At 41.6% G+C, this 26,092-nt stretch carries 24 protein-coding genes; 13 read left to right on the top strand and 11 right to left on the bottom strand.

What is annotated here, in order from left to right; genetic code table 11:
• Nucleotides 1-78 precede the first annotated feature (78 nt).
• Nucleotides 79-711, top strand: a complete 633-nt coding sequence (locus tag ACT170_RS09235; protein ID WP_444818238.1) for a CHAP domain-containing protein — start codon at nt 79-81, stop codon at nt 709-711.
• Between the two features lie 100 nt (nt 712-811).
• On the opposite strand, the gene rnjA is transcribed toward ACT170_RS09235, so the two are convergent.
• Complete coding sequence (rnjA, locus tag ACT170_RS09240) at nt 812-2,494, bottom strand: ribonuclease J1 (RefSeq protein ID WP_002884294.1); 1,683 nt, start codon at nt 2,492-2,494, stop codon at nt 812-814.
• A gap of 4 nt (nt 2,495-2,498) precedes the next feature.
• Nucleotides 2,499-2,729 (bottom strand): DNA-dependent RNA polymerase subunit epsilon, encoded by a 231-nt coding sequence (locus tag ACT170_RS09245; RefSeq protein ID WP_002884752.1) that lies wholly within the window; start codon nt 2,727-2,729, stop codon nt 2,499-2,501.
• Between the two features lie 260 nt (nt 2,730-2,989).
• On the opposite strand from ACT170_RS09245, the gene tsaB reads away from it, so the two are divergent.
• The 5 genes from tsaB to ACT170_RS09270 are packed head-to-tail and all read left to right on the top strand — an operon-like array spanning nt 2,990 to nt 6,161.
• Nucleotides 2,990-3,676 (top strand): tRNA (adenosine(37)-N6)-threonylcarbamoyltransferase complex dimerization subunit type 1 TsaB, encoded by a 687-nt coding sequence (gene tsaB / locus ACT170_RS09250; RefSeq protein WP_060933689.1) that lies wholly within the window; start codon nt 2,990-2,992, stop codon nt 3,674-3,676.
• The gene (gene rimI, locus ACT170_RS09255; protein ID WP_037605671.1) at nt 3,636-4,091 is read left to right on the top strand and encodes a ribosomal protein S18-alanine N-acetyltransferase; all 456 of its coding nucleotides are present in this window, start codon (nt 3,636-3,638) and stop codon (nt 4,089-4,091) included. Before tsaB ends, rimI begins: the two co-directional genes overlap by 41 nt.
• Nucleotides 4,091-5,104, top strand: a complete 1,014-nt coding sequence (gene tsaD / locus ACT170_RS09260; protein WP_014635059.1) for a tRNA (adenosine(37)-N6)-threonylcarbamoyltransferase complex transferase subunit TsaD — start codon at nt 4,091-4,093, stop codon at nt 5,102-5,104. The genes rimI and tsaD overlap by 1 nt, the downstream gene beginning before the upstream one ends.
• A gap of 51 nt (nt 5,105-5,155) precedes the next feature.
• Nucleotides 5,156-5,848 carry an AzlC family ABC transporter permease gene (locus tag ACT170_RS09265; RefSeq protein ID WP_002884750.1) on the top strand — a complete coding sequence of 231 codons (693 nt, stop codon included), beginning with the start codon at nt 5,156-5,158 and terminating at the stop codon, nt 5,846-5,848.
• Entirely contained in the window at nt 5,835-6,161 is a 327-nt protein-coding gene (locus tag ACT170_RS09270) for an AzlD domain-containing protein (protein WP_022495964.1), read from the top strand. Before ACT170_RS09265 ends, ACT170_RS09270 begins: the two co-directional genes overlap by 14 nt.
• 51 nt (nt 6,162-6,212) lie before the next feature.
• Here ACT170_RS09270 and recD2 read toward each other — a convergent pair whose 3' ends face one another.
• Genes recD2 through rnhC form a run of 3 tightly spaced genes read right to left on the bottom strand, consistent with a single transcriptional unit; the run spans nt 6,213 to nt 10,328 of the window.
• The gene (gene recD2, locus ACT170_RS09275; protein WP_084915280.1) at nt 6,213-8,717 is read right to left on the bottom strand and encodes an SF1B family DNA helicase RecD2; all 2,505 of its coding nucleotides are present in this window, start codon (nt 8,715-8,717) and stop codon (nt 6,213-6,215) included.
• 60 nt (nt 8,718-8,777) lie between these two features.
• The gene (lepB, locus tag ACT170_RS09280; RefSeq protein ID WP_002884233.1) at nt 8,778-9,419 is read right to left on the bottom strand and encodes a signal peptidase I; all 642 of its coding nucleotides are present in this window, start codon (nt 9,417-9,419) and stop codon (nt 8,778-8,780) included.
• Between the two features lie 18 nt (nt 9,420-9,437).
• On the bottom strand, nt 9,438-10,328 hold the full coding sequence (rnhC, locus tag ACT170_RS09285; protein WP_084915282.1) for a ribonuclease HIII: 891 nt from the start codon (nt 10,326-10,328) through the stop codon (nt 9,438-9,440).
• A gap of 315 nt (nt 10,329-10,643) precedes the next feature.
• On the opposite strand from rnhC, the gene zapA reads away from it, so the two are divergent.
• Nucleotides 10,644-10,958, top strand: coding sequence for a cell division protein ZapA (gene zapA / locus ACT170_RS09290; protein ID WP_004183554.1), 315 nt, complete (start codon nt 10,644-10,646; stop codon nt 10,956-10,958).
• Complete coding sequence (locus ACT170_RS09295; protein ID WP_084915283.1) at nt 10,955-11,497, top strand: CvpA family protein; 543 nt, start codon at nt 10,955-10,957, stop codon at nt 11,495-11,497. The genes zapA and ACT170_RS09295 overlap by 4 nt, the downstream gene beginning before the upstream one ends.
• A gap of 102 nt (nt 11,498-11,599) precedes the next feature.
• Here ACT170_RS09295 and ACT170_RS09300 read toward each other — a convergent pair whose 3' ends face one another.
• The gene (locus ACT170_RS09300; RefSeq protein WP_084915286.1) at nt 11,600-13,948 is read right to left on the bottom strand and encodes an endonuclease MutS2; all 2,349 of its coding nucleotides are present in this window, start codon (nt 13,946-13,948) and stop codon (nt 11,600-11,602) included.
• Between the two features lie 174 nt (nt 13,949-14,122).
• On the opposite strand from ACT170_RS09300, the gene polA reads away from it, so the two are divergent.
• Nucleotides 14,123-16,762 carry a DNA polymerase I gene (polA, locus tag ACT170_RS09305; protein ID WP_215644325.1) on the top strand — a complete coding sequence of 880 codons (2,640 nt, stop codon included), beginning with the start codon at nt 14,123-14,125 and terminating at the stop codon, nt 16,760-16,762.
• 416 nt (nt 16,763-17,178) lie between these two features.
• Nucleotides 17,179-18,273 carry a DUF6287 domain-containing protein gene (locus ACT170_RS09310; RefSeq protein ID WP_444818239.1) on the top strand — a complete coding sequence of 365 codons (1,095 nt, stop codon included), beginning with the start codon at nt 17,179-17,181 and terminating at the stop codon, nt 18,271-18,273.
• 294 nt (nt 18,274-18,567) lie between these two features.
• On the opposite strand, the gene mutY is transcribed toward ACT170_RS09310, so the two are convergent.
• Nucleotides 18,568-19,719 (bottom strand): A/G-specific adenine glycosylase, encoded by a 1,152-nt coding sequence (gene mutY / locus ACT170_RS09315; protein WP_444818240.1) that lies wholly within the window; start codon nt 19,717-19,719, stop codon nt 18,568-18,570.
• A gap of 1,167 nt (nt 19,720-20,886) precedes the next feature.
• Nucleotides 20,887-21,840 carry a hypothetical protein gene (locus tag ACT170_RS09320; protein ID WP_014635048.1) on the bottom strand — a complete coding sequence of 318 codons (954 nt, stop codon included), beginning with the start codon at nt 21,838-21,840 and terminating at the stop codon, nt 20,887-20,889.
• 220 nt (nt 21,841-22,060) lie between these two features.
• On the opposite strand from ACT170_RS09320, the gene rpsF reads away from it, so the two are divergent.
• Genes rpsF through rpsR form a run of 3 tightly spaced genes read left to right on the top strand, consistent with a single transcriptional unit; the run spans nt 22,061 to nt 23,162 of the window.
• Nucleotides 22,061-22,351, top strand: coding sequence for a 30S ribosomal protein S6 (rpsF, locus tag ACT170_RS09325; RefSeq protein WP_002884188.1), 291 nt, complete (start codon nt 22,061-22,063; stop codon nt 22,349-22,351).
• A gap of 11 nt (nt 22,352-22,362) precedes the next feature.
• A complete protein-coding gene (locus ACT170_RS09330; RefSeq protein ID WP_002891844.1) occupies nt 22,363-22,881 on the top strand; it encodes a single-stranded DNA-binding protein in 519 nt (172 codons plus the stop codon).
• Nucleotides 22,882-22,922: 41 nt separating this feature from the next.
• Nucleotides 22,923-23,162, top strand: coding sequence for a 30S ribosomal protein S18 (gene rpsR / locus ACT170_RS09335; protein WP_000068665.1), 240 nt, complete (start codon nt 22,923-22,925; stop codon nt 23,160-23,162).
• A 125-nt stretch (nt 23,163-23,287) separates the two neighbouring features.
• Here the strand turns inward: rpsR and ACT170_RS09340 are convergent, their stop codons facing one another.
• The 3 genes from ACT170_RS09340 to ACT170_RS09350 all read right to left on the bottom strand — a co-directional run bounded on the left by ACT170_RS09340 (nt 23,288) and on the right by ACT170_RS09350 (nt 25,969).
• Nucleotides 23,288-24,169 carry a DUF4300 family protein gene (locus ACT170_RS09340; protein WP_444818241.1) on the bottom strand — a complete coding sequence of 294 codons (882 nt, stop codon included), beginning with the start codon at nt 24,167-24,169 and terminating at the stop codon, nt 23,288-23,290.
• A gap of 116 nt (nt 24,170-24,285) precedes the next feature.
• On the bottom strand, nt 24,286-24,957 hold the full coding sequence (locus ACT170_RS09345) for a DUF1129 domain-containing protein (protein ID WP_048790099.1): 672 nt from the start codon (nt 24,955-24,957) through the stop codon (nt 24,286-24,288).
• A 67-nt stretch (nt 24,958-25,024) separates the two neighbouring features.
• Nucleotides 25,025-25,969, bottom strand: a complete 945-nt coding sequence (locus tag ACT170_RS09350) for a magnesium transporter CorA family protein (RefSeq protein ID WP_444818242.1) — start codon at nt 25,967-25,969, stop codon at nt 25,025-25,027.
• Between the last annotated feature and the right edge of the window lie 123 nt (nt 25,970-26,092).

The raw sequence follows: 26,092 nt of genomic DNA on the forward strand, positions 1-26,092 counted from the left end.
TTTCTTTATTTCTCCTTAATCGCATTAAAATATGAGAGTGTTAAACTAATTTCATATTAATCTTATTCAGGGGGAAATATGAAAACTACAAAAAAAGCTGCTTTGGCAGCAGCCTCAAGTGCATTATTGCTCGGTCTTACAGTCGCACAAACAGTTAATGCTGATACTTATACAGTTCAAAATGGAGATTCATTCTTCGAGATTGCTAGTCAGTATGGTGTAGATCCTTATCAATTAGCAGCTGAAAATGGCATGACTATTTGGTCAACAATTGTTCCTGGTGGAAGCTTGGAAGTTTCAGGAGCTACTACGGCAGTTGAAGAAACAACAGAAGTTTCTTCTTCAGAGGTAACAGCTACTGATTCAGATGCTACTTGGAATCGTTATCCAGTTGGTCAATGTACATGGGGTGTTAAGGAAGTCGCTCCATGGGCAAGTAACTGGTGGGGTAATGGTGGCGATTGGGCCGGAAGCGCTGCTAGCCAAGGTTATGCTGTAGGTTCAACACCTGTGACAGGATCAATTGTATGTTGGACTGATGGTGGTTATGGTCACGTTGGTTATGTAACACAAGTTGGTCAAGATGGTCAAATTCAGATCTTGGAGTCAAACTATAACAACCAGCAACAAATCAATAACTATCGTGGTTGGTTTGATCCACAAAACTCAACTACACAAGGTTCAGTATCTTACATTTATCCAGGTGCATAAAACGAAAAGAAGCGTTTATAGCGCTTTTTTTCTTGCTGGAAGAGTTGTGCTCAGACTGGATTTAAACTTAAAAAATGGTAGCTAGATAGCTACCATTTTTTTATTTATCAGGTGTGAGAATCATTGGAATAATGATTGGTTCACGTTCTGTTTTTTCATATAGGAATGGGCGTAAAGCATTGACGATAGCTCCGTTAACAGATTGGATGCTAGCATCTTTATTCTTAAGAGCGATACGAATAGCATTGAATAGAATGCGTTGGCTTTCGCGGATAAGATCGCCAGATTCACGCATATAGATGAAGCCACGACTGAGGATGTCTGGACCAGCTAGAATCATCTTAGACTTGAAGTCAACAGTAGCTACGGCAAGTACGACACCATCTTCAGAAAGATCACGACGATCACGAAGAACGGCAGCTCCGATATCCCCAATGCCATTACCATCAACATAAATATCTTGAGCATTGAAGTGACCTGCACGACGCGCAGAGTCTTTTGTTAGGGCTAAGACATCACCATTTTCCATAATGAAGATATTATCTTTTGGAACGCCACAATCAACAGCAAGACCTGCGTGGACTTTCTGCATGCGGTATTCACCGTGAACAGGCATGAAGAATTTTGGTTTTATCAAACGAAGCATTAGTTTTTGCTCTTGTTGACCACCGTGTCCAGAGGTATGGATATTGTTGATTTTACCGTGGATAACATCAACACCAGCTTCTTGAATGGTATTAATCAGACGGTTAACGCTAGTGGTGTTCCCTGGAATAGGACTAGATGAGAAGATGACAGTGTCACCAGGTTGTAGTGTCACTTGGCGGTGCATACCATTGGCGATACGTGCAAGGGCCGCCATAGGCTCCCCTTGAGAACCGGTACACATGATAAGAATTTCACTGGCATGATAGTTTTTCATCTCACTAGGATCAATGATAGTCCCTTTTGGAACCTTGATGTAACCTAGTTCAACTCCATTGACAATGGCTTTTTCCATAGAACGTCCGAAGACAACAATCTTACGGCCAGTTTTTACAGCGGCTTCGGCAGCTTGTTGAAGACGGAAAATGTTTGAGGCAAATGAGGCGAAAATAATACGTCCGTGGATTCCTTCAATAATTTTCATAATGGATTGGCCAACAACCTTCTCGGAATTAGTGAAAGTTGGTACTTCAGCATTGGTTGAGTCTGAGAGGAGGCAAAGAACGCCTTCCTCACCAAGTGCAGCCATACGGTGAAGGTCTGCTGGTTCCCCTACTGGGGTGAAGTCAAACTTAAAGTCACCGGTACACACAATTTTACCTTGAGGTGTATGGATGACAATACCGAGAGGTTCTGGAATTGAGTGAGTAGTGCGGAAGAAGGTCACGCTCATATTTTTGAAAGTAAGCTCTGTATTAGCATTAATTTCGTAGAGTTGTGCGTCACGAAGTAGTCCGTGTTCTTCCAATTTTCCTTTGATAAGAGCAAGAGCAAGCGGTCCTGCATAAATTGGGATATTTGCCTGTTTAAGAAGGAAGGGAATCCCACCAATATGGTCTTCATGACCGTGGGTAATGACAAGTGCCTTTACACGATCAACGTTTTCAACGATGTAAGAATAGTCTGGGATGACATAGTCGATTCCGAGAAGATCGTCTTCGGGGAATTTAATACCCGCATCGACGATGATAATCTCATCTTGGTATTCAATACCATAGGTGTTTTTACCGATTTCCCCCAAACCACCAATCGCATAAACCCCAACTTCTTCAGGTTTTAGATTGATTTTTGATGCCATGGTCTTAGAACTCCGTTACTTCAAAAACGCCTGTTTCTTTTTCGTATTCAAGGGCTTTTTCTGAGAGGAGCTCGATGAATTCGATGTTATAGGCAGTGTTTTTTTCGATGATTTGACGAGCTTGGATACGTCCCTCAAGTTCAGTTTCTGCATCGATATCTAGGTAGAGTGATTTTGTCTGTTCACGGCGTGGATTACGCTCTTTAGTTTCTTGGTAAAAGACTTTATAAATCATGGTTTTCCTTTCTTTCCAAAAGGCTCTGCCATTCTATAAAAAAACCGGTCAAGTTAATCTTTCTATGATTTACTTGACGTTATGATATTCACTTTATGAGTAATAGCTAGTAGCCTTGATTCGTTTAACAATTACTATTATTGTACCATAAGATAAGGGCTAGATAAAGAAAATGGCGGAAAAAGTTGGAAAATGTTCGTTTCTGGGAAACAGTGACTTGTGTTATAATAGAAAAGCATAAAAGGAAACAAGGAAAAAAGATGAAAATATTAGCATTTGATACTTCTAGCACTGCTTTATCAGTAGCCTTGTTGGAAGATGAGAAACTAGTGGCAGAAACAACTGTCACAGTAAAAAAGAACCACAGTATTAGTTTAATGCCCACCATTGATTTTTTAGTTGCTCAGGCAGGCTGGCAGCCGTCTGATTTAGAACGTATTGTGGTTGCACAGGGGCCTGGATCCTACACCGGGCTTCGTGTGGCTGTCGCAACAGCTAAGACGTTAGCCTATGCGCTTGACATTGATTTAGTGGGGGTTTCAAGTCTACAGGCGCTGACAAACCTTTCGGTTGTCGGTGTTGTGATTCCTATCATGGATGCCCGTCGTAATAATGTTTACGTTGGTTTTTATGAAAATGGTCAGGCTATCGTCCCTGATTGTCATGCTGCCTTTACAGATGTTCTTGAGCAAGCTAAAGTTTATGAAAAGGTGACATTTGTCGGTGAAGTGGCTAATTTTGCGGATCAGATTAAGGAAAATCTTCCAGAGGCAACGATCTTGTCTAGCCTTCCATCAGCTCAGTTAATTGGTCGTTTAGGCTTATCCTTGCCTTCTGTTGATGTGGATGCCTTTGTTCCACATTACTTGAAGCGGGTTGAGGCAGAGGAGAATTGGCTTAAGACGCATGAGGAGATTAACCGTGACAACTACATCAAGCGCGTCTAGACTGAGTAGCCAAGAGCAAGCCCAATTGATTTATCAGATTTTGTCGGATGTTTATGACAAGTCTCCGTGGACGATAGAACAAGTGGTAGCAGACTTGGCTTTAGATACTACGGAATATTTCTATGTGTATGATCAGGAAGAAGTTGTTGGTTTTTTAGCCCTTCAAAATTTGGTGGGTGAGCTCGAGGTGACCAATATCGCCGTTTTAAAAGCTTATCAAGGGCGTGGTTATGCTAGTCAGTTGATGAAGCATTTGGAAGATCGTAGTGAGCCTATATTTCTAGAAGTGAGGACTTCAAATCAAGTCGCTCAGGCGCTTTATAGAAAATTTGGTTTTGAAAGTCTAGGAATTCGGAAAAATTATTATCATGAGCCTCAAGAAGATGCAGTTATCATGAGGCGAGAGGAAGTCTAATGGCAGATAGATATATTTTGGCAGTGGAGAGCTCATGTGATGAGACTTCAGTTGCCGTTTTGAAAAATGAGAAGGAACTTTTAAGTAATATTATTGCCAGTCAGGTGGAAAGCCATAAACGTTTTGGTGGTGTTGTTCCTGAGGTGGCTAGCCGTCACCATGTGGAAGTGGTAACTCTTTGCATTAAAGATGCCCTTTCTGAGGCGGGAATTACTGCTGAACAACTAGATGCTGTAGCAGTAACCTATGGTCCTGGTTTGGTCGGGGCGCTCTTGGTCGGGATGGCAGCAGCTAAGGCCTTCGCTTGGGCACACGGATTGCCTTTGATTCCAGTTAACCATATGGCTGGACATCTTATGGCGGCGCGTGAGGTTCAAGAATTGGAATATCCCCTCTTAGCGCTTTTGGTGTCTGGAGGGCACACAGAGTTGGTTTATGTGTCAGAACCGGGAAATTACAAGATTGTTGGTGAGACACGTGATGATGCAGTTGGTGAGGCCTATGACAAGGTCGGGCGTGTGATGGGGTTGACCTACCCAGCTGGGCGTGAAATTGATGAATTGGCTCATAAAGGGAAAGATGTTTATGATTTTCCACGCGCTATGATTAAGGAAGACCACTTGGAGTTTTCATTTTCAGGCTTGAAGTCAGCCTTCATCAATTTGCACCATAATGCAGAGCAAAAGGGTGACGTCCTAATTAAAGAAGACCTTTGTGCTTCTTTCCAAGCTGCTGTGTTGGATATCCTTCTAGCTAAGACTAAGAAAGCCTTGGAGCGTTATCCTGTCAAGACACTTGTTGTTGCAGGTGGTGTGGCAGCTAATCAAGGCTTACGTGAACGTTTGGCTGAAGAAATCACAGATGTAGATGTGGTTATTCCGCCTTTACGTCTTTGTGGTGACAATGCTGGCATGATTGCTCTAGCAGCCGCTATTGAATGTGATCAAAAACATTTTGCTGAGTTGGACTTGAATGCAAAACCAAGTCTAGCCTTTGCAGGATTTGAAGAATAAGAAGAACCTCTTACTAGTTTGGTAAGAGGTTCCTTTAGAAAGGAATTGAGTGTGTCTGACTTTCGTTTAGGTGTAAAAGCCGCGGTACCGACAGCTTTAGGCTATGTAGCTATTGGCCTAGCCTTTGGTGTTGTAGCAGCTGCTTCGGGTCTATCAGCCCTTGAGGTTGGCCTCATGTGTGCCTTGGTCTATGGTGGCTCGGCCCAGTTTGCCATGTGTGCCTTAGTAGTTGCAGGAGCTGGTCTAGGTGAGTTAACCTTGACTGTTTTCTTGGTTAATTTGCGTAACATGTTGATGAGTTTACATGCAACGACGATTTTTACAAAAACAAGTCTCTGGAATCAGCTGGGAATTGGTAGTCTGATTACGGATGAAAGTTATGGTGTCTTGTTGGGAGAATATGTGCATCATAAAGATATTCCTGCTAACTGGATGCATGGTAACAATATTTTCAGCTATTTGGTTTGGATTGTATCATCAGTTATTGGTTGTTTGATTGGTTCCATGATTCCTAATCCTGAGCTATTTGGTTTGGATTTTGCTTTGATTGCCATGTTTATTGGTTTGTTGAGTAGTCAGATTGATGCCTTGTTAGGGGAAGGCGTGCGTAAGCTACTCTTGATTTTACTATCTATTGCTGTGGCTTATTTGAGCTTTAGTGTCATCTTGTCGGAATCTTTGGCTGTTTTAGTGGCTACTTTGGTTGGATGTAGTGTGGGGGTGATGTGTGATGGCCGTCAATAAGTTTATTCTCATTGCTATTCTACTTGGGTTTGTGGTCAGCTGGGTTCCTCGTGTGCTTCCCTTTGTTTTAGTGAAATACAAGGGGCTTCCAGATATCGTTGTTCGATTTTTGCACTATTTACCAGTTTCTATCCTCTTTGCTCTGATTCTCTATAGTCTCACGACTGAGAAGATTGGTCACTTGCCACAGTTTAAGTGGATGGAAATCCTGGCTACTGTGCCAACGGTAATTGTAGCCTTTAAGAGCAAAAATCTGCTCTATGCAGTAATCGTTGGTATAATATCTATGGCCCTGATTCGTTTCGTATTTTAGCAAATGAAAAGACTTGGAGTTGCTCTTAGTGAGTCGCTTTCCAAGTCTTTTTTAGTTGTTGTTAAAAAAGGCAGCAATATCGTCTTCACTGAGACCAATCATTGGATCTATAGTTGCCCAATTTTCTTCAGTTAAACGATAGTTTTCTTCTGTTTGCACAGGTTTGTTAACAGACTTATCCACAGGTTGTGAATAAGTGTTAACAAGATTTTGGGATGGATTGATATTTTCCGAGAAGTCTTTGTTTTCAAAGGTTTCTGAGGGGTAGTTGTTCTTCGTTTTTGTTTGATTGGGTGCCTCTGTTGCCAGGTTTTTAACAATCTTTTCGACAGACTTATCAACAGCTTGTGTATAAGTTTGTTCAAAACGTTGGATGAGAAAAGTATTTCGTTTAGCCCCCTCGTTGCGAACGGCATAATCAAAGGCTGCGATTTCTCCTAACATGACTAGCTTACTCTTGGCACGTGTGATGGCGGTGTAGATGAGGTTACGTTGTAGCATACGTCCACTTTGTCGTGTGATGGGAAGGATAACGACTGGGAACTCACTCCCTTGGGATTTGTGGATTGACATGGCATAGGCCAGAGTAATCTTATTCCATTCGTTACGAGGATAGATAACCTCATTGCCATCGAAGGACATGTAAATTTCGTCCTGCTTGCTTTCAGTATATTTACCAGGGATGAGATCAGTAATGATGCCGATGTCGCCATTGAAGACATTGAGTTCGGTATCGTTGACCAGATGGAGAATTTTGTCGTTCTTACGGAAGAAAATGTCATTAAAGGCAAACTGATTGGCCTTTTCTTGAGGATTAAGTAGGTCCTGCATAATGGTGTTGAGATTGTTAATACCAGCCTGTCCTCGGTACATGGGAGCTAGAATCTGAACATCCTGAGCAGCGATTCCGCTCTTTATAGCGGCAGAGACAATTTTAGGAACCATCTGTGGAATATGGTTGGCATTGGCCTCAAAGTAAGAGCGGTCAGCCTTTTTCTCTGTGAAATCAGCGGGGAGTTGGCCTTGGCGCATCTGACTAGCTAAAGTAACGATGGTGGAATCCTCGGATTGTCTGAAAATTTTGGTCAGAGAAACCTTAGGCAAGTCATCAATCTGCAAAAGGTCAGCCAAGACCTGGCCAGGACCTACGGAAGGCAGTTGGTCTTGGTCACCCACAATGATGACTTGGGTTGAATCAGAGATACTTTCAAAGAGTTGATTGGCCAACCAAGTATCAACCATAGAAAACTCATCGATGATAATCAAGTCGCAATCGAGATAGTCCTCTAAGGTCTTGAAATCGTCTTCGCTATTGAGTCCCAAATGTCTATGGATAGTGGCGCTAGGGAGTTGGGTGAGTTCGTTCATCCGACGAGCAGCCCGTCCTGTTGGTGCCGCTAAAATAATAGGCAAATCAGACTTCTTGAGATCTAGACCATGAAGGTCGGCATAAGTTTTAATGATTCCGTTAATAACGGTGGTTTTACCTGTCCCGGGACCACCTGTCAGGATGAAGACCTTGCTTTGTAGGGCTTTGATAATGGCATCTTTTTGAACCTTATCATAAGTAATACCAAGCTCCTCTTCCACCTCTTCAAGACTTGCTTGGATTTTGTCCTCTGCACTGATGTCAGGTTGGTCTTTTATGATACGAGTTAGGTGGGTATAGATACCCTGTTCCGCAAAATATAGGGTATTATCAAAGATTTTAGTTTCTATATTTTGCACTTTATCCTCTTGGATGAGATTGGTTAATTCCTTAGCGACCAAGGCAGGGTCAAGTTCAATCTGACGAGCACTTTCCAAAAGGATGATAGTTCGTTCGAGCAAAGCTTTGGCTTCGATGTAGGTGTCGCCTTCTTCCATACTGGCTTCTAGCAGACAATGAATCAAGGCAGCTCGTAAACGTTCAGGAGCATCACTAGCAATTCCTAAGCGTTCGGCTAGTTGGTCAGCTATTTTAAATCCGATTCCTTGAACTTCCTCTACCAAGAGATAAGGGTGTTCTTCGATAAGGTTGAGCGATTCTTCCTTATATTGGTTGAAAATTTGTGAGGCAGCTTTTGGTGTGAGTCCATAGTTGGAAAGTTTGGACAAGATTTGCTCGGTTCCATAGTTGATTTTTAACTTTGCAACGAAGGCTTCTCGGTTTACCTTTGAAAGGTTAGGAATCTGTTCTAACTTGCTAGGATCCTCGAGAATCTGGTCAATTGGGTCTTCGCCATAAATCTCGACAATACGCTCAGCTGTTTTCTTACCAATCCCCTTAAAATTGTCGCTAGCGAAATACTTGATAAGACCGCTAGCAGAAGGTTTTGACCGTTCGTAGCGCGTCATTTGGAGTTGTTCACCATATTTGGGATGATTGGTTAGCTGACCCCAGAAGGTATAATCTTCACCTTCCATGACATCTCCCATGGTTCCTGTAACAATGATTTCATAGTCCTCAAAATCACTGTCTGTTTCGTCAATTTCTAAGAGTAGAATACGGAAAAAATTACTAGCGTTTTCGAAAATGACGCGTTCGATAGTTCCTGAAAAATAAAATTCTTGCATGTGTTTTTCCTAGATACATAATAAGGCTGGGTTCCCCCAACCTTATCTTATTTAGTGTTTTTAGTTGTCCTCAACGGTACCAATTTTATTAAGTGGCCAGAAGCGGAATTTAACTTCCCCTACAAGAGCACTCTTGTCAAAGTAACCAACTACTCGACTATCTTTGGAAACAATACGGTTGTCTCCAAGTAGGAAATATTTACCTTCAGGAACAGTGACAGAGAAGGTCGTGTTACCATCAGCATTGGTTGTAAAGGCCTTGGCATCCTTAGCTAGTTGTTGGAAGTAGCCACTCTTGCTCTTGTCATCGTTGTAAGCATATTCTTTTTGTAGCTTATCCTTGGCAAAGGCAGCTTGGAATTCTTTGAGGTATTCTTCCTTGACTTCTTTACCGTTGACAGTAAGTTTATCATTTTGATAGGTAATGGTATCACCTGGCATACCGATGATACGTTTGACGATTTGTTTTGTCTTACCGTCTTCGACTTCCTTGGCAACGACAATATCGAAGCGTTCAATGGATGTGTGTTTCAAAACGATAACACGTTGATTATTGGCTAGAGTAGGATCCATTGAGTGGCCGTCAACCTGGACAGGGAGCCAAAGGAAGAGGCGAGTCAAAAGGAAAAATGTGATAAAGAGGATAAAGAGTCCCCATTCACGAAGTAAAATGAGGAAGTATTGGGTCCATTTGTTTTTCATAGTTAAGGCCTTTCAGGGTTATTTTAAGCGTTGGTAGGCTTTTTTGGTATTGGCGAAATGATATTTAGCAGTAGCTTGGAGAGCCTGATCTCCGTAGGCTTGAAGAAGCTTAGTTGCGACCTGGTCAGATTTAGCACCAGCACCTGAAGGAAGGGTGTAGCCAACCTCTTGGCTGAGTTTGTCCAGATTTTCCAGGAAGAGATTGCGAGCGATGATAGAACTCACCGCAACAGCTAAGTATTTCCCCTCAGCCTTTTCTTCTAAAGTGATAGGAAAGTCAAAGCGATTGCGTTCATTCTTGAGGTATTTCTGATAATTTTTCTCACTGGTGAAGGCATCAATGACAATCTTATCTGGTTTAGCACCTGATTGTAACAATAGGAAGATAGCCTGATTGTGGAGAGCTACTTTAACGGACACAGCATTATGACTCTTACCGTCTCCAACCACTTCATTATACTTTCTAGGCGAAAGAAGGAGTGCCTTGTGAGGAATTTTCTCCTCCAAAATAGGTGCAATCTGACGAATCTTGATATCATTAAGATTTTTAGAATCATCGACCCCAAGAGATTTCAAAAAGGCATGGTCAGCTGGGGTAACTAGACTAGCTACAACAGCTAGACCACCAAAATAGGAGCCATTTCCGACTTCATCTGATCCAATTAGGGCTAGGTTTTGCCCATCAGGTGAATGCTTAGGCTCAGCTTGGTATCCAAAACGGCTAGCCAAGACTTCTGGCTTAGCTCCTTGGAAGGTTACCTTTCCTGAAGTATAGGCGATGACACTTACTCCATCGACCTTGGCTGAAAAGCTTGCATAAGGATTTTTAGTCGCAGTCGCATAGCTTGCCAGGACCTTCTGGAGTGTCGAAATCTGCTCTGCTGTCATTTTTAATACGATTGTGCCCATGAAATCTATTTTAGCACAAAAAAGGAGAATTGGTAGATATTTTACAGACTCGGAATCCCTGAAAATTATTTTTCTAGAGAAGTGCAAAGTCTAAAATTTACGAAAGTTAAAATTTAGGATATAATGATTAGAAAGAGAATGCCTAACCATGCTCTTTTTTCCACAATTAGAGAAAATGGGTTGGCATTTAAGTATCGAACACGCCTCAGAGTAAGTGTCTGAATCTTGCTAAAAATGGCGATATAAAAGCAATAAAATAAGGAGAAGCTGCGGTGGCGAATCCGTGACCACCATTGATTGGCAGCTAACAAGCAAATGGCAAATAAGAACCGTTACAAATTTCATTTTGGAGAGAAAAACCTCACGCTAACAACTGATAAGGACAACCTATTCATGGAAGAGGTGGAGCGTGTTGCCCACGAGAAATATAAAATTATCAAAGAGCAGATGAAAAATGCTGACAATGAAACAATCGCTATCCTAATGGCTATCAATTCTTTGTCGACTCAGTTGGAACGCGAAATTCAAGTTGAAGATATGGAAAAAGAGTTGGAAACGTTGAGAGCTAAGCAACTTGAGCAGCTCAAGGTTAAGGCGACAGCTACAAATGACGATGAGGATGACGCATGATTGGACTCCTTGTCTTAGCCATTATGGCTTGGAATTTCTACATTGGCTATCGTCGAGGCCTCTTTATGCAAGCTTATTACGTGGTTTCAGTCATTATCGCCATGTGTGTGGCGGCCTATTTCTACCGGTCGCTAGGAGAGGCTATCAATCTTTGGGTACCTTATACCAATCCAACCAAGGATGCCAGTATAGCCTTCTTTAAAGATCAGAACATCTTTTCACTTGACCGTGTCTATTATGCGGGTGTTGCTTATTTTGCTATCTACTGTATAGCCTATTATGGCTTACGCTTTCTTGGTATTTTCTTCCATATTGTGAGAATTGAGCGACTTGATCAGAGACGTTACCAAGTGGTAGGTGGTGTCTTGGCCACCTTAGTGAGTCTTGTGCCTTTGACTATGTTGGGGAATATTCTTGCGACTGTTCCTATGAACAACATTCAAACGCTCTTGTCATCGAGCTGGGTTTTACGTATCTTGATTAATGGTTATTTTCCAGTTAGTCAGATTATCCAGCATTTGTGGACAAGTGTGATATAGAAAATAGAAGTCTTCCTTGATTAAGGGAGACTTTTTTTGTTCTTTGTTTTGGTAGGATATGAAAAAGACCGGACACAAGGTCTCAGTCTTTCTTAACTATTTTTACCCTAAGGTTGCAATGGTACATCCGGAACCACCGGCACTTTGTGGGGCATATTCAAAACTTTTAACATGGCGATGACGGCGGAGATATTTGGTAACGGCATCACGGATGACACCTGTACCAATACCGTGGATGATGTCCACCTGACTCATGTTATTAAGTAGGGCTTGGTCAATAAAGGCATCAAGCTCTTGCATAGCTTCTTCGTATCGTTTCCCACGAAGGTCTAGACGGGCACGAGGACCGCCAGATGCCTTCTTGGCTTTTTTAACCACGTTAATCTGTTTCTTCTTAGGTTGTTGGGCTTCCGATTGGGCACGAACAAGAGTGAATTCATCCGCCTTGAGTGTCATCTTGATGAGACCGACCTGGGCTTCCCAGTTACCATTTTTGGCTTGACTGGTAAGGGTACCCCGTTGCCCATAGGCGGTAACGATGATATCATCTCCGACACGAGGGGCACGCGCAGCCTTTTCTTTCTTGGCCTTACGAAGGACCTTATTCTTAGAGAGGTCCACTTGAGGGGCAAGTTTCTTGAGTTTTCCTTTGGCGTCGATAACTTCATGAGGTTTGAGTTGACTCTTATCGTGGAGATTTTTGAGAATACTATCGCTCTCAGCCAAAGCTGTATCCACCATATCTTGAATTTCTTTCTGAGCCTTTTCGAGTTCCTTATCGTACTCATGGGAGAATTCGTTATAGAGTTTCTTGACCGCACGGTTGAATTTAAGGTTCTCTTGCTCAACGTCCTTGATGTGCTCCAGACGTTTTTGTGTTTCCACAGTTTGGGCTTCAAGTTGCTCGATGATACGGTTGACATCACTATCAGTATCTGTGAGGTTTTCTGCTTCCTTGACAATAATTTCATTCAAACCGAGGCGGCGAGCAATCTCAAAGGCATTAGAACGACCAGGAACCCCCTGCATAAAACGATAGGTAGGACTTAAAGTCGCTGTGTCAAACTCCATGCTGGCATTTTCCACATGTTGCGTCTCAATCCCATAGGCCTTAAGCTCAGGATAGTGAGTAGTAGCCATGGTCTTAATCTGACTCAAACGGAGGTGCTCTAGGATTGCCATGGCTAGACTAGCCCCTTCTTGAGGGTCGGTACCAGCCCCAAGCTCATCGACCAAGACAAGACTGTTGCTGTCGGCAGCGTCCAGAATCTCAACAATGTGGGTCATGTGACTAGAGAATGTTGACAAACTCTGTTCGATAGACTGTTCATCTCCGATGTCCGCAAAAATCTCTTGGAAAATGGCTACACGACTGCCCTTATCAGCCAAAATTGGAAGACCAGATTGAGCCATCAGTTGAGCTAATCCTAGAGTTTTAAGCATGACCGTTTTACCACCGGTATTGGGACCTGTAATGACAATGGCTGTGAGGTCTTCATCAAAGCGTAAATCGTTGGCTACTGGGTTGACCAAGAGAGGGTGACGAACGTTAAGCAGTTGAAGTGTTTGGTTGTCACTAATCTTTGGAATAACCGCCTTCTTATCTTGGAGATAGAGGTATTTCCCACGAATAAAGTCCATGTGCCCCAAAATCCAAGCGTTATTGGCAATCGCAGCAGCTTGTGGACGGAGTTGATCAGACAATTCATGCAGGATACGAGCCATCTCATGGCGTTCGTCTGCACGTAGTTGTGTAATTTCTTCGTTAAGTTGGATAACGGCGCGTGGCTCGATATACACTGTGTTTCCAGAGCTTGAGATGTCATGCACCACCCCAGCAATACGGTTACGGTAGGTATTTTTGACAGGCAGCACTGAACGACCATTACGACTAGCAATCAGACTCTCAGCCAACATGTGGCCAGATTTTTTGAGAATGTCTTGCAAGGTCTGGCGAATAGCATCATCGCAAGATTTGAGTTGACGACGGATATTCTGCAACTCAGGGCTAGCAAAATGTTCAATGAAACCACGATCATTGATACTTTGAAGGCTGCCTTGTAGACTTGGGAAGGCCTCAATCTTTTCGAAAAGACGTTTAAGAGCGACGAGCTCAACATTTTCAAGGTCAGCGTAGAAGCGACCAAGGTCAGCCGAAGCTTGCAGCACCTTCTTGATGGCAATGAGCTCCTGGATATTGAGATCAGCATCCAGTTCCAAGCGACGTAAGGGCTCAGAAATATCTCTCAGGCTACCAATGGCAAAGCCATGGTGCTCTACGAAAATCTCAGACATTTCTTGGATTTCTGTAAATTGATTTTGAATTCTTTCTGGATTGGTCATAGGCACCAAGTCACGCAACTCCGCCTGAGCCTGTTCAGTCTGCAGGTATTCTGTGAACTGGTCCTTGACCTTGTTAAATTCTAATTGGTCTAAAATCTTTGTGTTCATAGCTTCTATTATAGCACATTTGCCTATGGGGCGTGGAGGAGGGAAATACCTGAGGTCGTTTTATCAGTGAACTTTTGTCATCAGATGTTGACTAGCTATTTTTACAAAAGAGTCTCCCTAAAATAAGAGATTTTCAATTAAAACCAATGCTCCTATCTATGCTATAATAAACCTATGACTAATCAGAAAAAATTACTCCTAATTGACGGTTCATCCGTTGCCTTTCGTGCTTTTTTCGCACTCTATAATCAAATTGACCGTTTTCGTAACAATAATGGCCTTCATACCAATGCTATCTACGGTTTCCACCTTATGTTGGACAACCTGCTTGAGCGTATCCAACCGACTCATGTTTTGGTAGCCTTTGATGCTGGCAAAACAACTTTCCGTACCGAGATGTTCGCAGACTACAAGGCTGGTCGTGCTAAGACACCAGAGGAATTCCGTGAGCAGTTCCCTTATATCCGTGAGATGTTGGCTGCACGTGGTATCGCCTATTATGACCTGGCTCAGTACGAGGCAGACGACATTATCGGTACCTTGGCTAAGATGGCTGAAAATACCAGTGAGGACTATCAAATTACTGTTGTCTCTGGGGATAAAGACTTGATTCAGCTGACTGACGAAAACACAGTCGTTGAGATTTCGAAGAAAGGTGTGGCTGAGTTTGAGGCCTTCACACCTGACTACCTCATGGAGAAAATGGGTATTACTCCAGCGCAATTCATCGACCTCAAGGCCCTCATGGGTGATAAGTCCGATAATATTCCAGGAGTTACTAAGATTGGTGAAAAGACTGGTCTCAAGCTCCTCCTGGAACACGGTTCCCTTGAAGGTATCTATGAGCATATTGATGAGATGAAGAAGTCCAAAATGAAGGAAAATCTCATCAATGATAAGGAACAAGCCTTCCTTTCTAAGACCTTGGCGACCATTGATACCCAGTCCCCTATTGAAATTGGTCTCGATGATACGGCCTTTACGGGACCAGACTTTGAAAAATTGGCAGCCTTTTATGACGAGATGGGCTTTGTTCAGTTTAAAAATGCCCTTGGTGGCGAGGCTGTGCCACAAGATTTTGATGTGGCCTATACAGAGCCAGGCCAAGTGACAGAAGATCACTTTAGCTCTGATGATTTCTTCTATTTTGAAATTCTCGGTGACAATTATCACACAGAACCTATCATCGGTTTTGCTTGGGGGAATGACAAGCAGATTTATGCGTCTACAGATACTGACCTACTCAAATCAGAAGCTTTCCAGGCAGCTCTTTCAAAAGCTGTTAATATCTACGATTTCAAGCGAAGTAAGGTCCTTTTGAGCCATCTAGGGATTGACTTGCCTACGGCTAATTTTGATGCACGTCTGGCCAAGTATCTGCTCTCAACCGTTGAAGACAATGAATTGTCAACCATTGCCCGTCTCTATACGGACCTACCGTTAGAAACAGATGAAGTGGTCTATGGCAAGGGAGCTAAGCGTGCGGTTCCTGAAAAAGAGGTCTTACTCAGCCACCTGGCTAAGAAAGTCAAAGTCCTTCAGGTTGCCAAACCGGTCATGCTCGAAAAATTGGCTGAACACGGCCAATCAGAGCTCCTCTTTGACATGGAGTTACCACTGGCAAATGTGCTAGCTAAGATGGAAATCGCTGGTATTAAGGTTAAAGGGCAAACCCTTAACGAGATGGCAGTGGAAAACCAAGTAGTCATTGACAAATTAACCCAAGAAATCTACGAGATGGCGGGTGAAGAGTTCAATATCAATTCACCTAAACAGTTGGGTGTTATCCTCTTCGAAAAGATGGGGCTACCTTTGGAATACACTAAGAAAACCAAGACCGGTTACTCGACAGCTGTTGATGTCCTTGAACGTTTGGCACCAATTGCTCCAATCGTAGCTAAGATTTTGGAGTACCGCCAAATCACTAAGCTTCAGTCTACCTATGTCTTGGGGCTTCAGGATTATATCCTTGAGGATGGCAAGATCCATACACGTTATGTGCAAGATCTAACTCAGACAGGTCGCCTCTCATCAGTGGATCCAAACTTGCAAAATATCCCTGTTCGCTTGGAGCAAGGTCGTCTCATCCGTAAGGCTTTTGTCCCATCGACTGAGGACGCAGTGCTTTTAAGCTCGGATTACTCACAGATTGAGTTGCGCGTGCTTGCCCACATTTCGGGAGATGAGCATTTGATTGCTGCTTTTAAAGAAGGGGCAGATATCCATACCTCTACAGCCATGCGTGTTTTTGGCATTGAAAAGCCAGAGGATGTCACACCTAACGACCGTCGTAACGCCAAGGCTGTTAACTTTGGTATCGTTTATGGCATTTCTGACTTCGGACTTTCTAATAACCTTGGCATTAGCCGTAAAAAGGCCAAGGAGTATATCGACACCTACTTTGAGCGTTATCCTGGTATCAAAGCCTATATGGATAATGTGGTTCGTGAAGCTAAGGATAAGGGCTACGTAGAAACTCTCTTCCACCGCCGTCGTGAGTTGCCAGATATCAATTCTCGTAACTTTAATGTTCGCAACTTCGCAGAGCGTACAGCCATCAACTCACCTATCCAAGGAAGTGCCGCTGATATCCTCAAGATTGCTATGATTAACTTAGACAAGGCTTTGGTAGAAGGTGGCTACAAAACTAAGATGCTCCTCCAAGTGCACGATGAAATCGTCCTTGAGGTGCCAAACGATGAACTTGTAGCGATGAAAGCCTTGGTTAAAGAAACCATGGAAGCTGCAGTCGAACTCGCTGTCCCTCTCATCGCAGATGAGAATGACGGCCGCACATGGTATGAGGCAAAGTAAAACATGAAAGAAAATTTTCCATTTACCTATTTTCTCTTGCGCTACATGCTAGGATTTCTGGCCGTTGTCCTAGCTATAGTGGCAGTATTGGTAATCATCACCTACTTTATGACCAAGTAGAAATAGACAGATGAAAGCTGGACTGAGGTCCGGCTTTTTTTGATGCGTATACTTGTAATTGTAAAAAGAATTACTATCTAATGTCTAGATTTTTTAATTGAAACTCTAATTTAATTGAGATTGGAATTGTTGGGTCATAGTGGAAGTTCTTATTATATAAGTGTTCTTTGTAAATAAATATAAATTAATTTTTCAAAAAATACTTGACTTGATAATCATGCAATTGTTAATATAATGTCAGAGAGATTTAAATGATTTAATGTTAACGTTAGATCATTTCTTATGAAAGGATAGTTATGAAAAAGAAATTAACAGGATTTGCACTCCTATCAAGTTTGTTTTTGCTGACGGCTTGTAACGCAACGAATACGGACATTTCAGGTTCAGGAGACGGTACTGCTAAGTCTGAGCAAGTGAGTGGCGATTCGTCCGAAACCGAAGAAGTGAGCTACGATGAGCTCTATGCTTCGGTCTTGGACCTCTATCGTCCCATTGCTCTGAACGGTGATACATCGGCTGTTCCAAGTGATCTTTCGTCTGACGAAGCTTATGCGACTAGCACTATTTTTGATGCTAAAAGAGCAGGAGAAAACGTGCAATATAGCTATGTAGACATCAACCATGATGGCTCAGCTGAACTTTTGATTGGTACTCCTGACAGTGTCCATGCGCTATATTATCTTGATAATGATGATAAGCCTGTTTTTGCCAAAAGTGCTGGAACTTTTACCAAGGGTGGTTACTTGAGCACTATGAAATTTTATAAAGATGGTACAATTTACTGTCAACTATTCCAGCGCATGAAGCCTGAAGCAAAGGCTGAGACCTATGAAATTAAAGATGGTGCCTTTAACCAGCTTCAATCAGTTGATTTCAGCATGTCTGAGACAACTGATGGTGCAAGTAAGGTTGGCTTAGGTAACGAACAGACTTTGGATTTATCTTCCGAAGATTGGTATGATTTTGACGACTCAAGTAGTGACGAGACAGAAGATAGTAGTAGCGATAGCAAGTCAAACAAAGAGACTGGTATGGACATCAATGCTATTCAGAATGGTGATTTCTCAAGTATCGCTGGAACTTGGAAGAATGGTAAAGGCTATACAATGACCTTTGATAAAAATGGGTTAGTAAGTGATACTGAGAAAGTAGCAATTGAATATGGTAAAATTACTGATGGCTTTTTTAAAGCAGGACTTGTACCAAAAGTAGTTGGTCCTGGAGGTGGAATGATTGCATTCTTACCTAAAGGAGTATCTCTGACTGGTTCTGTAATGTCATCATCAGAGACAGCTGATGACCAATCTGATAAGACAAAAGAGCGTCTTTGGATGGGACAACAACTAAGTGGCACCACAGACGACAGTTACTTCTTCTACAAAGTAGATTAATAATTCTCAAGCTGAAACTTGAACGTTTCGGCTTTTTGTTCTCTATAGTGACATTTATGTCACTATTTTTTATTGGCCCTCTTACCTATAATAGAAGCACAACTAAGAACAGTGGCAGGAGTTCTTAATAAAAAGGAGTGTCGTATTATGATTGAATTTTTGATGTCAAAAAATGTGACTTATTTGGAGTTGTTTTATATCTTTTTGGGAGTAGTTCTTTCAAAAGTATACCTTGCTTTGCGTAGCCGGAAGCACAATAAAATTGATGCATAAGAAAAAGGGTAGCACTCAACGCTATCCTTTTTTGCTGTCTTCATAAGTTTTAATCATTTTCTTCTGTGGTGTGGCCATTGGGAACTGGTCGAAGTCTTCAGCCGCTACCCAGCATAGCTCCTTATCGGTAGTGACTTTATCGTCATTAACGCTACCTTCCACCATCTCGATGGTCCATTTTTGGTGGCTGAAAGTATGCTTTACGGGTGTAAAACTATTATTCGTCCACTCTGGTTTGAGGGCATAATTTTCCTCAAAAATAGCCTTTTGAGAGACTGTCTCGAGAATACTATCATCTTTTTCAAAAAGGCTGAGTTGTTGGCCAATAAAGTCCGTTTCCATGATAGGAAAGGACCAGAAACCACCTAGCAGACGTCCCTCGATATTTTTTTCGAGCAGAAATTCACCCTTTGCATTTCTGATAATAAAAGCCTGAATTTGCATAGGTTTAGGCTTCTTCTTAGGCAATTTGATAGGGTACTTGTCATAAGTTCCGTTGAGATAGGCTGCACAGAAAAAGCGAATAGGGCTTTCGTCGGGTCTTGGATTTTTAGCTGATTCGATATCGGTCCCAAGGTCCATAAGCGCCTGATTAAAGTCCCCTGGACGGTCAGGGTCAATCAAAATGTCCATAATCGCTTGAAAAATCTTACGATTTTTGGCGTCTCCGATATCGTAGTTGACCTCAAAGAGACGGGCCATAACTCGCATAACATTACCATCAACAGCGGGCTCTGGGAGTCCAAAAGCAATGCTAGAAATAGCACCAGCAGTATAGGGTCCGATGCCCTTGAGTTTGGCGATGTTTTCATAAGTATCTGGAAACTGACCATTAAAATCATTCATGATTTGCTGAGCAGCCTTTTGCATGTTGCGGACACGTGAATAGTAACCTAACCCCTCCCAAGCCTTGAGAAGTTTCTCTTCTGGAGCCTCAGCCAGATCCTTAACTGTTGGGAACCAGTCTAAAAAGCGCTCGTAATAGGGAATGACAGTTTGAACCTGGGTTTGTTGTAGCATAATTTCGCTAATCCAGATATAGTAGGGATTCTTAGTCCTACGCCATGGGAGGTCTCGTTTCTCTCGATCGTACCAGTCCAGGAGGGTACGATGAAAAGAGGCGATTTTCTCAGCATCCCACATGATAATGCCGTATTCTTTTAAATCTAACATGTCTCTATTGTAGCAAAGAAATCTTTTTTCAAAAAATCATGCGTTTTTCTGTTAAAAAGATTGACAAAAGTAAGCGTTTACATTATACTAAGAGTGTAAAGAAGATAAGGATTCATCAAGGAGGTAAAAGCCATGGTGAGAGTCAATATTTCAAGGTACAAAAACGGAGACTAAAATCTCTAAACAAAACAGTAGGCAAAACAAATAACTTTACCATTCATCTCTGAGGAGCGTGACCACATGACAGTAGGACGTTACAAGAACGGAGATTAATTCAGTCGCATAAAATAGCTACAAGGGAGTGATACCACCAGAAGTCGAAAGCTAAACTCAAATCTGTTAACTTAAGAAGAAGTGAGGTAAAGCTCATGAGAAATGTTAGTAGGTATAAAAATGGAGACACTTAGGTTGTTGCGTAAAATAGCCTAAGGAGTGATACCCATGCCACACGAAACGTAAATCCTATATTCTTAAGATGAATGAGGTGAGTTCATGAAAAATATCAGTAGGTATAAAAACGGCGATTAAAAATGTTGCATAAAATAGCTACAAGGGAGTGATACCACCAGAAATTGAAAGCTAAACTCAAGATTAACGTCAAAAAGTGAGGTAAAGCTCATGAGAAATGTTAGTAGGTATAAAAATGGAGACACTTAAGCTGTTGCGTAAAATAGCTTAAGGAGTGATACCGATGCCAAATGAGTAAACTATCGACAAAAGTTGAATGCTTAAATCTTGTAAAAAAGTACCGAGGTGACGCTTATGTTGATGTTTGATGTAAGTCGTTATAAGAACGGCGACAAGTAAATCTCATTGAGTGGTCAATGGGGAGATAGGTCTCAAATCATACGAATCAGAGGTGATTACTATGATGATGAATTTAGGACGTTATAAAAATGGAGACACTTCAAGTTATTGCATAAAATAGCTTAGGGAGTGATACCAATGTAATAGAAAATTTACAATACAAAAAAGTTATTTGTAAGTTGATGGAGGTAATCTATGATTGCTAGGTATAAAAATGGTGACACACAATGACTCCTCCTTATGAAAATATTTTTTACAAAATTCCAAAAGGATGTTCTAATGACAATTGAAGAATCTTAAAAGCTCATTCTAGCGTGTAAGAATGAGCTTTTTGATATGTTGAATTTTGCTGAAAGGTACTTAATCCTTATTGTTTAACTGGACCTTTCGTAGGAGAGCCAGTCTTTTTTGTTCTTCGACTAGAGCCATAAAGATTTGGTATTGATTTTTAAGATGCGGCAGGAAGCTCTTAGGAATCTTGCTATCAAAGCTTAGGTTGTTCAGAAATATGGGAGCACTACTATCTCTATAGATTTGTCCTTGGAAGAAGTAGTTGTCGGTCACGATATCAATTGAGATACGTGATGAGCGCCATCGCCGTTTGCGCATGTACTTGGGTTTCCAACGAATCTTAAGTTGCTGGTCCTTGATATACCACCCCATGATGTCTATTTTAGCGGTCTGTTTCGTTTTGTCATCACAGTAGGTTACTGGGACGCTTAAAACCTGCTGGCTTCTTGGTGAGGTTAAGAAGGGATGAAAATCAGGAATGAAGTCGTAGTCCTTGCTAGACACTTCCGATAGACCGTCTTCTTCTCGTACTTTGCCACGACTGGTGTACTTGAAGAAGTCAAAACTCTTACCTTGTCTTTCTAGTCGATCAGCCTCTAATTGATATCTTGTCACCTGATCACCGATATTTTTATTCGTCTTGAGGTAACGCATGATTTCTTCATCCTTGTAGTAAAGAGCGACGAGATTTTTTAGACGCTGACTAGGGTTCAGAGAGTGTAACTTGTCTGGAAAAGACAAGATTTGTATGCTAGGAACAGAGGCTAAAGGGACAGCAGCGATACCTGATAAGAGATTATCTTGTTCAAAGAGGGAGACGGTATCAAAATGACTGGTATGACCAAGCTGATGTCTTATGTCAACAACAAAGAGGTTATTGTCCTGTTTAAAAGTGATAATGTAGGTATCACTTGGACCTAAGTTTTTAAAATCATATTCTAGGGTAGTAATAGGAATATTGTAGTAGTGGTTAAAGGTTGGAAGTCCTAGTTTTTCCCCTAATTTCTTTTTATGATAAAGCATTCTCTTATTTTAGCATGAAGTTTAGTCAGAGAAAAGATAACTGATGAGGTCTAGCTCTTTTCTTGGTCATTTAAACTTTTTACTATTTGGAAGATAAAGTTAATAAGTTTTTCCTTGCAATATCTCCTATTCTTTGGTAAAATCATATCTTGTGAGTGCACCTCACTTACTCGTGGAGAAAGACCATGAGTCATTAGACCAAAAGAGGAGGAAAATATCAATGGCTAAATACGAAATTCTTTATATCATTCGTCCAAACATTGAAGAAGAAGCTAAAAACGCTTTGGTAGCACGTTTCGATTCTATCTTGACTGACAACGGTGCAACTGTTGTTGAATCAAAAGATTGGGAAAAACGTCGTCTTGCATACGAAATCCAAGATTTCCGTGAAGGACTTTACCACGTTGTTAACGTTGAATCTGATAACGATTTTGCTCTTAACGAGTTTGACCGTCTTTCAAAAATCAACGGTGACATTCTTCGTCACATGATCGTTAAACTTGACGCGTAAGAAGGTAGATTATGATTAATAATGTCGTACTCGTTGGTCGCATGACCCGTGATGCGGAACTTCGTTATACACCAAGTAATGTTGCAGTTGCTACATTCAGTCTTGCAGTTAATCGTAACTTCAAGGGTGCTAATGGTGAACGTGAAACTGACTTTATTAACTGTGTTATCTGGCGCCAGCAAGCTGAAAATTTGGCTAACTGGGCTAAGAAAGGCGCATTGATTGGAATTACAGGTCGTATTCAGACTCGTAACTATGAAAATCAACAAGGTCAACGTGTTTACGTAACTGAAGTTGTCGCTGATAATTTCCAAATGTTGGAAAGCCGTGCGGCACGTGAAGGTCACAGTGGTGGTTCTTACAACGCTGGAGGATTTGATAATTCAAATTCATTCGGTGGAGGAGCTTCAACTGGTGGTTCATTTGGTGGATCACAACCTGCACAATCTACACCAAACTTCGGTCGTGATGAGAGTCCATTTGGTAATTCAAATCCAATGGATATTTCAGATGACGATCTCCCATTCTAAGAATGGACAAAACGAATTAAATATATAAAGGAGAAATAAACATGGCTCAACAACGTCGTGGCGGATTCAAACGCCGTAAAAAAGTTGATTACATCGCAGCTAACAAAATCGAATATGTTGATTACAAAGATACTGAGCTTCTTAGCCGTTTCGTTTCAGAACGTGGTAAAATTCTTCCACGTCGTGTAACAGGAACTTCAGCTAAAAACCAACGTAAAGTAACAACAGCGATTAAACGCGCTCGCGTTATGGCACTTATGCCTTACGTAAACGAAGACTAAAAATAATGCCCTCGACTGAGGGTGTTTTTTTCTGCCTTGATTTTGTAGGCTTTTGTTATTTCTAGGGCTGACAGTGGAGAGTTTTATTTTATACTTTAGGGAAAAAGAAAAACCAACTGGTCTTCTCATTTATCTTGAGGAGCTAGTTGGTTGGTTTGTGGTATATAGAGTGTGTTTTCTAAGAAATCATCAAATTTTTGGTCGTTAACGAGGATATCGACATTATCTTTGAAGACCTTGAAGCGGTTTGATAACCAGTGTGTTTTGATATCCGCCCAATTATTGAAGCGGCTCCACCTGTAAGGAAGTGTAGGGTCCTGTTTTTCAAAGACATAGATACTGCCATCTTTTTCATAAGCTATAGCCGTGTGGAAATTGCTGACATCACCAGGGCTACTTTGAAAGACTGAGAGGAGTTTAACCTTTTTTGGGAACTTGAGTCCAGCTTTTTTCCAAGCTTTAAGGAGGTCATTCGTAGACTGATAGCTGATATTATCCCCAAAGAGGAGACTATAGAGAGCTTGATCCTTGGCAGTTAGCTCTTTGTGGCGTGACTTAAGATCTATAAATTCGTTTTGAAGGGGGAGGTCCAATTTGGTGAGGTCCTCTGAACTTGTAATAAGATCATGAAGAAGGAGGAACGATGTTCGTCGGCAGTTTAAGTCATCAGTAAAATGTGATTTGTTATCTTCGAAAGTTTTTTCATTAAGGAAGGTGACGAATTGATTTTGATCCTTGCCGATTTTACTTTTGGTCCATTTTTTGACAACAGGTTGGAGGTTTGTATTTTCCTGATTGTAACGACTAATATAAGGGGCTAGATTGTCCCAGTCTTTTGTCGGGATGCCCTTGCTTTTTAAGGCTTTTGCCAGCTGTTTTTCCTGAGTGGAAGTCGTCACATTGTTAAAACTATAGTAAGCTTGATAGTTTTTCTGAGTATTCTTGTGGCCACAAGCCATAAGTAATAGGCAGCAAGCAATGATTAGTAGAGGGAATTTGATACGCATCTATTGGATTTCTTTCTTTTGTCTATTAACTTTAACATTTTAGTATAGAACAACCAACTGTGTCAAGATTTCTGACGTAAAAAAGCACCCTTCTGGGTGCTTGGGGTTGAGATAGATTAAGATGCAGGTGCGTAAGTACTTTGAACGTTGTAGTGACGTTTGAAGAAGTATTTGGCAACACCAGCGATGACACCAATGATAAGGATTACAATTGGTGAAAGACCAGGGTTGAGGTAGCTTGGAAGAAGGGCTGTAAGACTAAAGAGAGCAAACCATGCAATAAAAGAGAGAGTGATGATGGTCATGCTGAACCACCATTTTGGACGTTCTTCTTTTGGTTTGTTATTGTGACGGTAGATGTAGTGGTAAGGGGTATACATAGCAAGACCGCCAATGAATGACACTGAAAGAAGGGTTGTGAGGCCGTAACTAGTTTGTGTACCTGAGAAACCAAAGATTGCGTTCATGATTGCAACGATGGCTAGAAGGAAGAGTGAGGTATCAAGCCACATTTTCCAAGGTGTTTTATCTGTTTCTGGTACTTCTTTGTTAGGTTTACCAGTTTCAGGTTGTTGGTGTTTTTCAGGGGAGAAGCTAGCTGCCCAAACAGTTGGAGCACCAAGGAGTCCACGTCCTGTGATTCCTTTTTTCTGGTTTTCGATAAGTTCAGGAATAATATCGCCAAGGATATCTTTGATTTCTTGGTCTGATTTACCATCTTTGATGAGTTGGTTGGTTGCGATGTGGATAAATTCTTGGTTTTTCTTGGTGAGTTTTTGGATGTCCATGAGATGACCTTTCGATAAATAATATTATTTTTAGTGTTGAAGTTTAGGGAAAAGAAGAGGCTCTATGTTAGAACCATTTTTTTCTGATAAAGTAGATAACAACGCAAGATGACCCGAGAGCCGCGATGAAGAAAATGACCCAAAAGGCGTTATCTAAATCGTTTAGGGGCATAGAATTGTTTTTAAAGTTCATACCGTAAGCGGAGAAGATAACGGTTGGGATGTCCAGAGCCATAGTCATGAGAGCCAGTGTTTTCATGATAGTGTTCTGGTTATTACCGATGATAGATGCAGAGGTTTCAGCCATAGCGTTCAAGACATTTTCATAGATGCCTGCCATCTCAATGGCCTGTTGGGTTTCGACCAGGGTATCTTCCAAGAGATCCTCGTCCTCGATATATTTCTTCAAGCTTGAGGCGTTACCTGTTAGCTTTTTGACAATTCGCTCATTCATCTTAAGTGAGGCTTTTAGATAGACAATGGATTTTTCCAATTCCATCATGTCAATTAATTGCTCGTTCTTTGTCGCATTTTCCAACTGAGCTTCCAATTTATCGCTCTGACGGTCGATAGAACGTAGGGCGGTTAGGTAAAGTTGAGCATTGCGATAGAGAATTTGGAAGACAAAGCGTGTCTTCATGAAGGTATAGAAGTTACGTACACGGTGGTTGAGGAAGTTGTCCATAAGGCTGATGTCCTCAAGACAAGTAGTAACAACCACCTCATCGGTAACGATGATACCTAATGGAATGGTAACGTAGTAACTTTTGTTATTACGCTCTTCTTGGGTTGGGACGTCGACCAGAATCAGGGTGTAGTCATCTTCGACATCGATACGTGATGTTTCTTCCACGTCCAGAGGGGCGCGGAGGTCTTGAATATCAATGTTAAAACGTTCTGCAACCTTCATGGCTTCTTCTTGGGAAGGGTTCACTAAATGAATCCAAGCACCAGGCTCGAATGTTTCAATTTCTTTGAATTCTTTTCCGGTGGATAAGAACATTTGTTTCAATGGGAACCCCTCCTTTGTCATTAGGTAAGCGCTAGCGCCTTGATTATAAAAGGATTTTTACAATCGCTTTTAAGTAAAATAAACACCGCTCTTAGCTTTTTTTAGTGATGTCAAATGAGGCTT

The sequence above is a fragment of the Streptococcus sp. cx1 genome, from assembly GCF_052384325.1.
GTDB lineage: Bacteria > Bacillota > Bacilli > Lactobacillales > Streptococcaceae > Streptococcus > Streptococcus salivarius_G.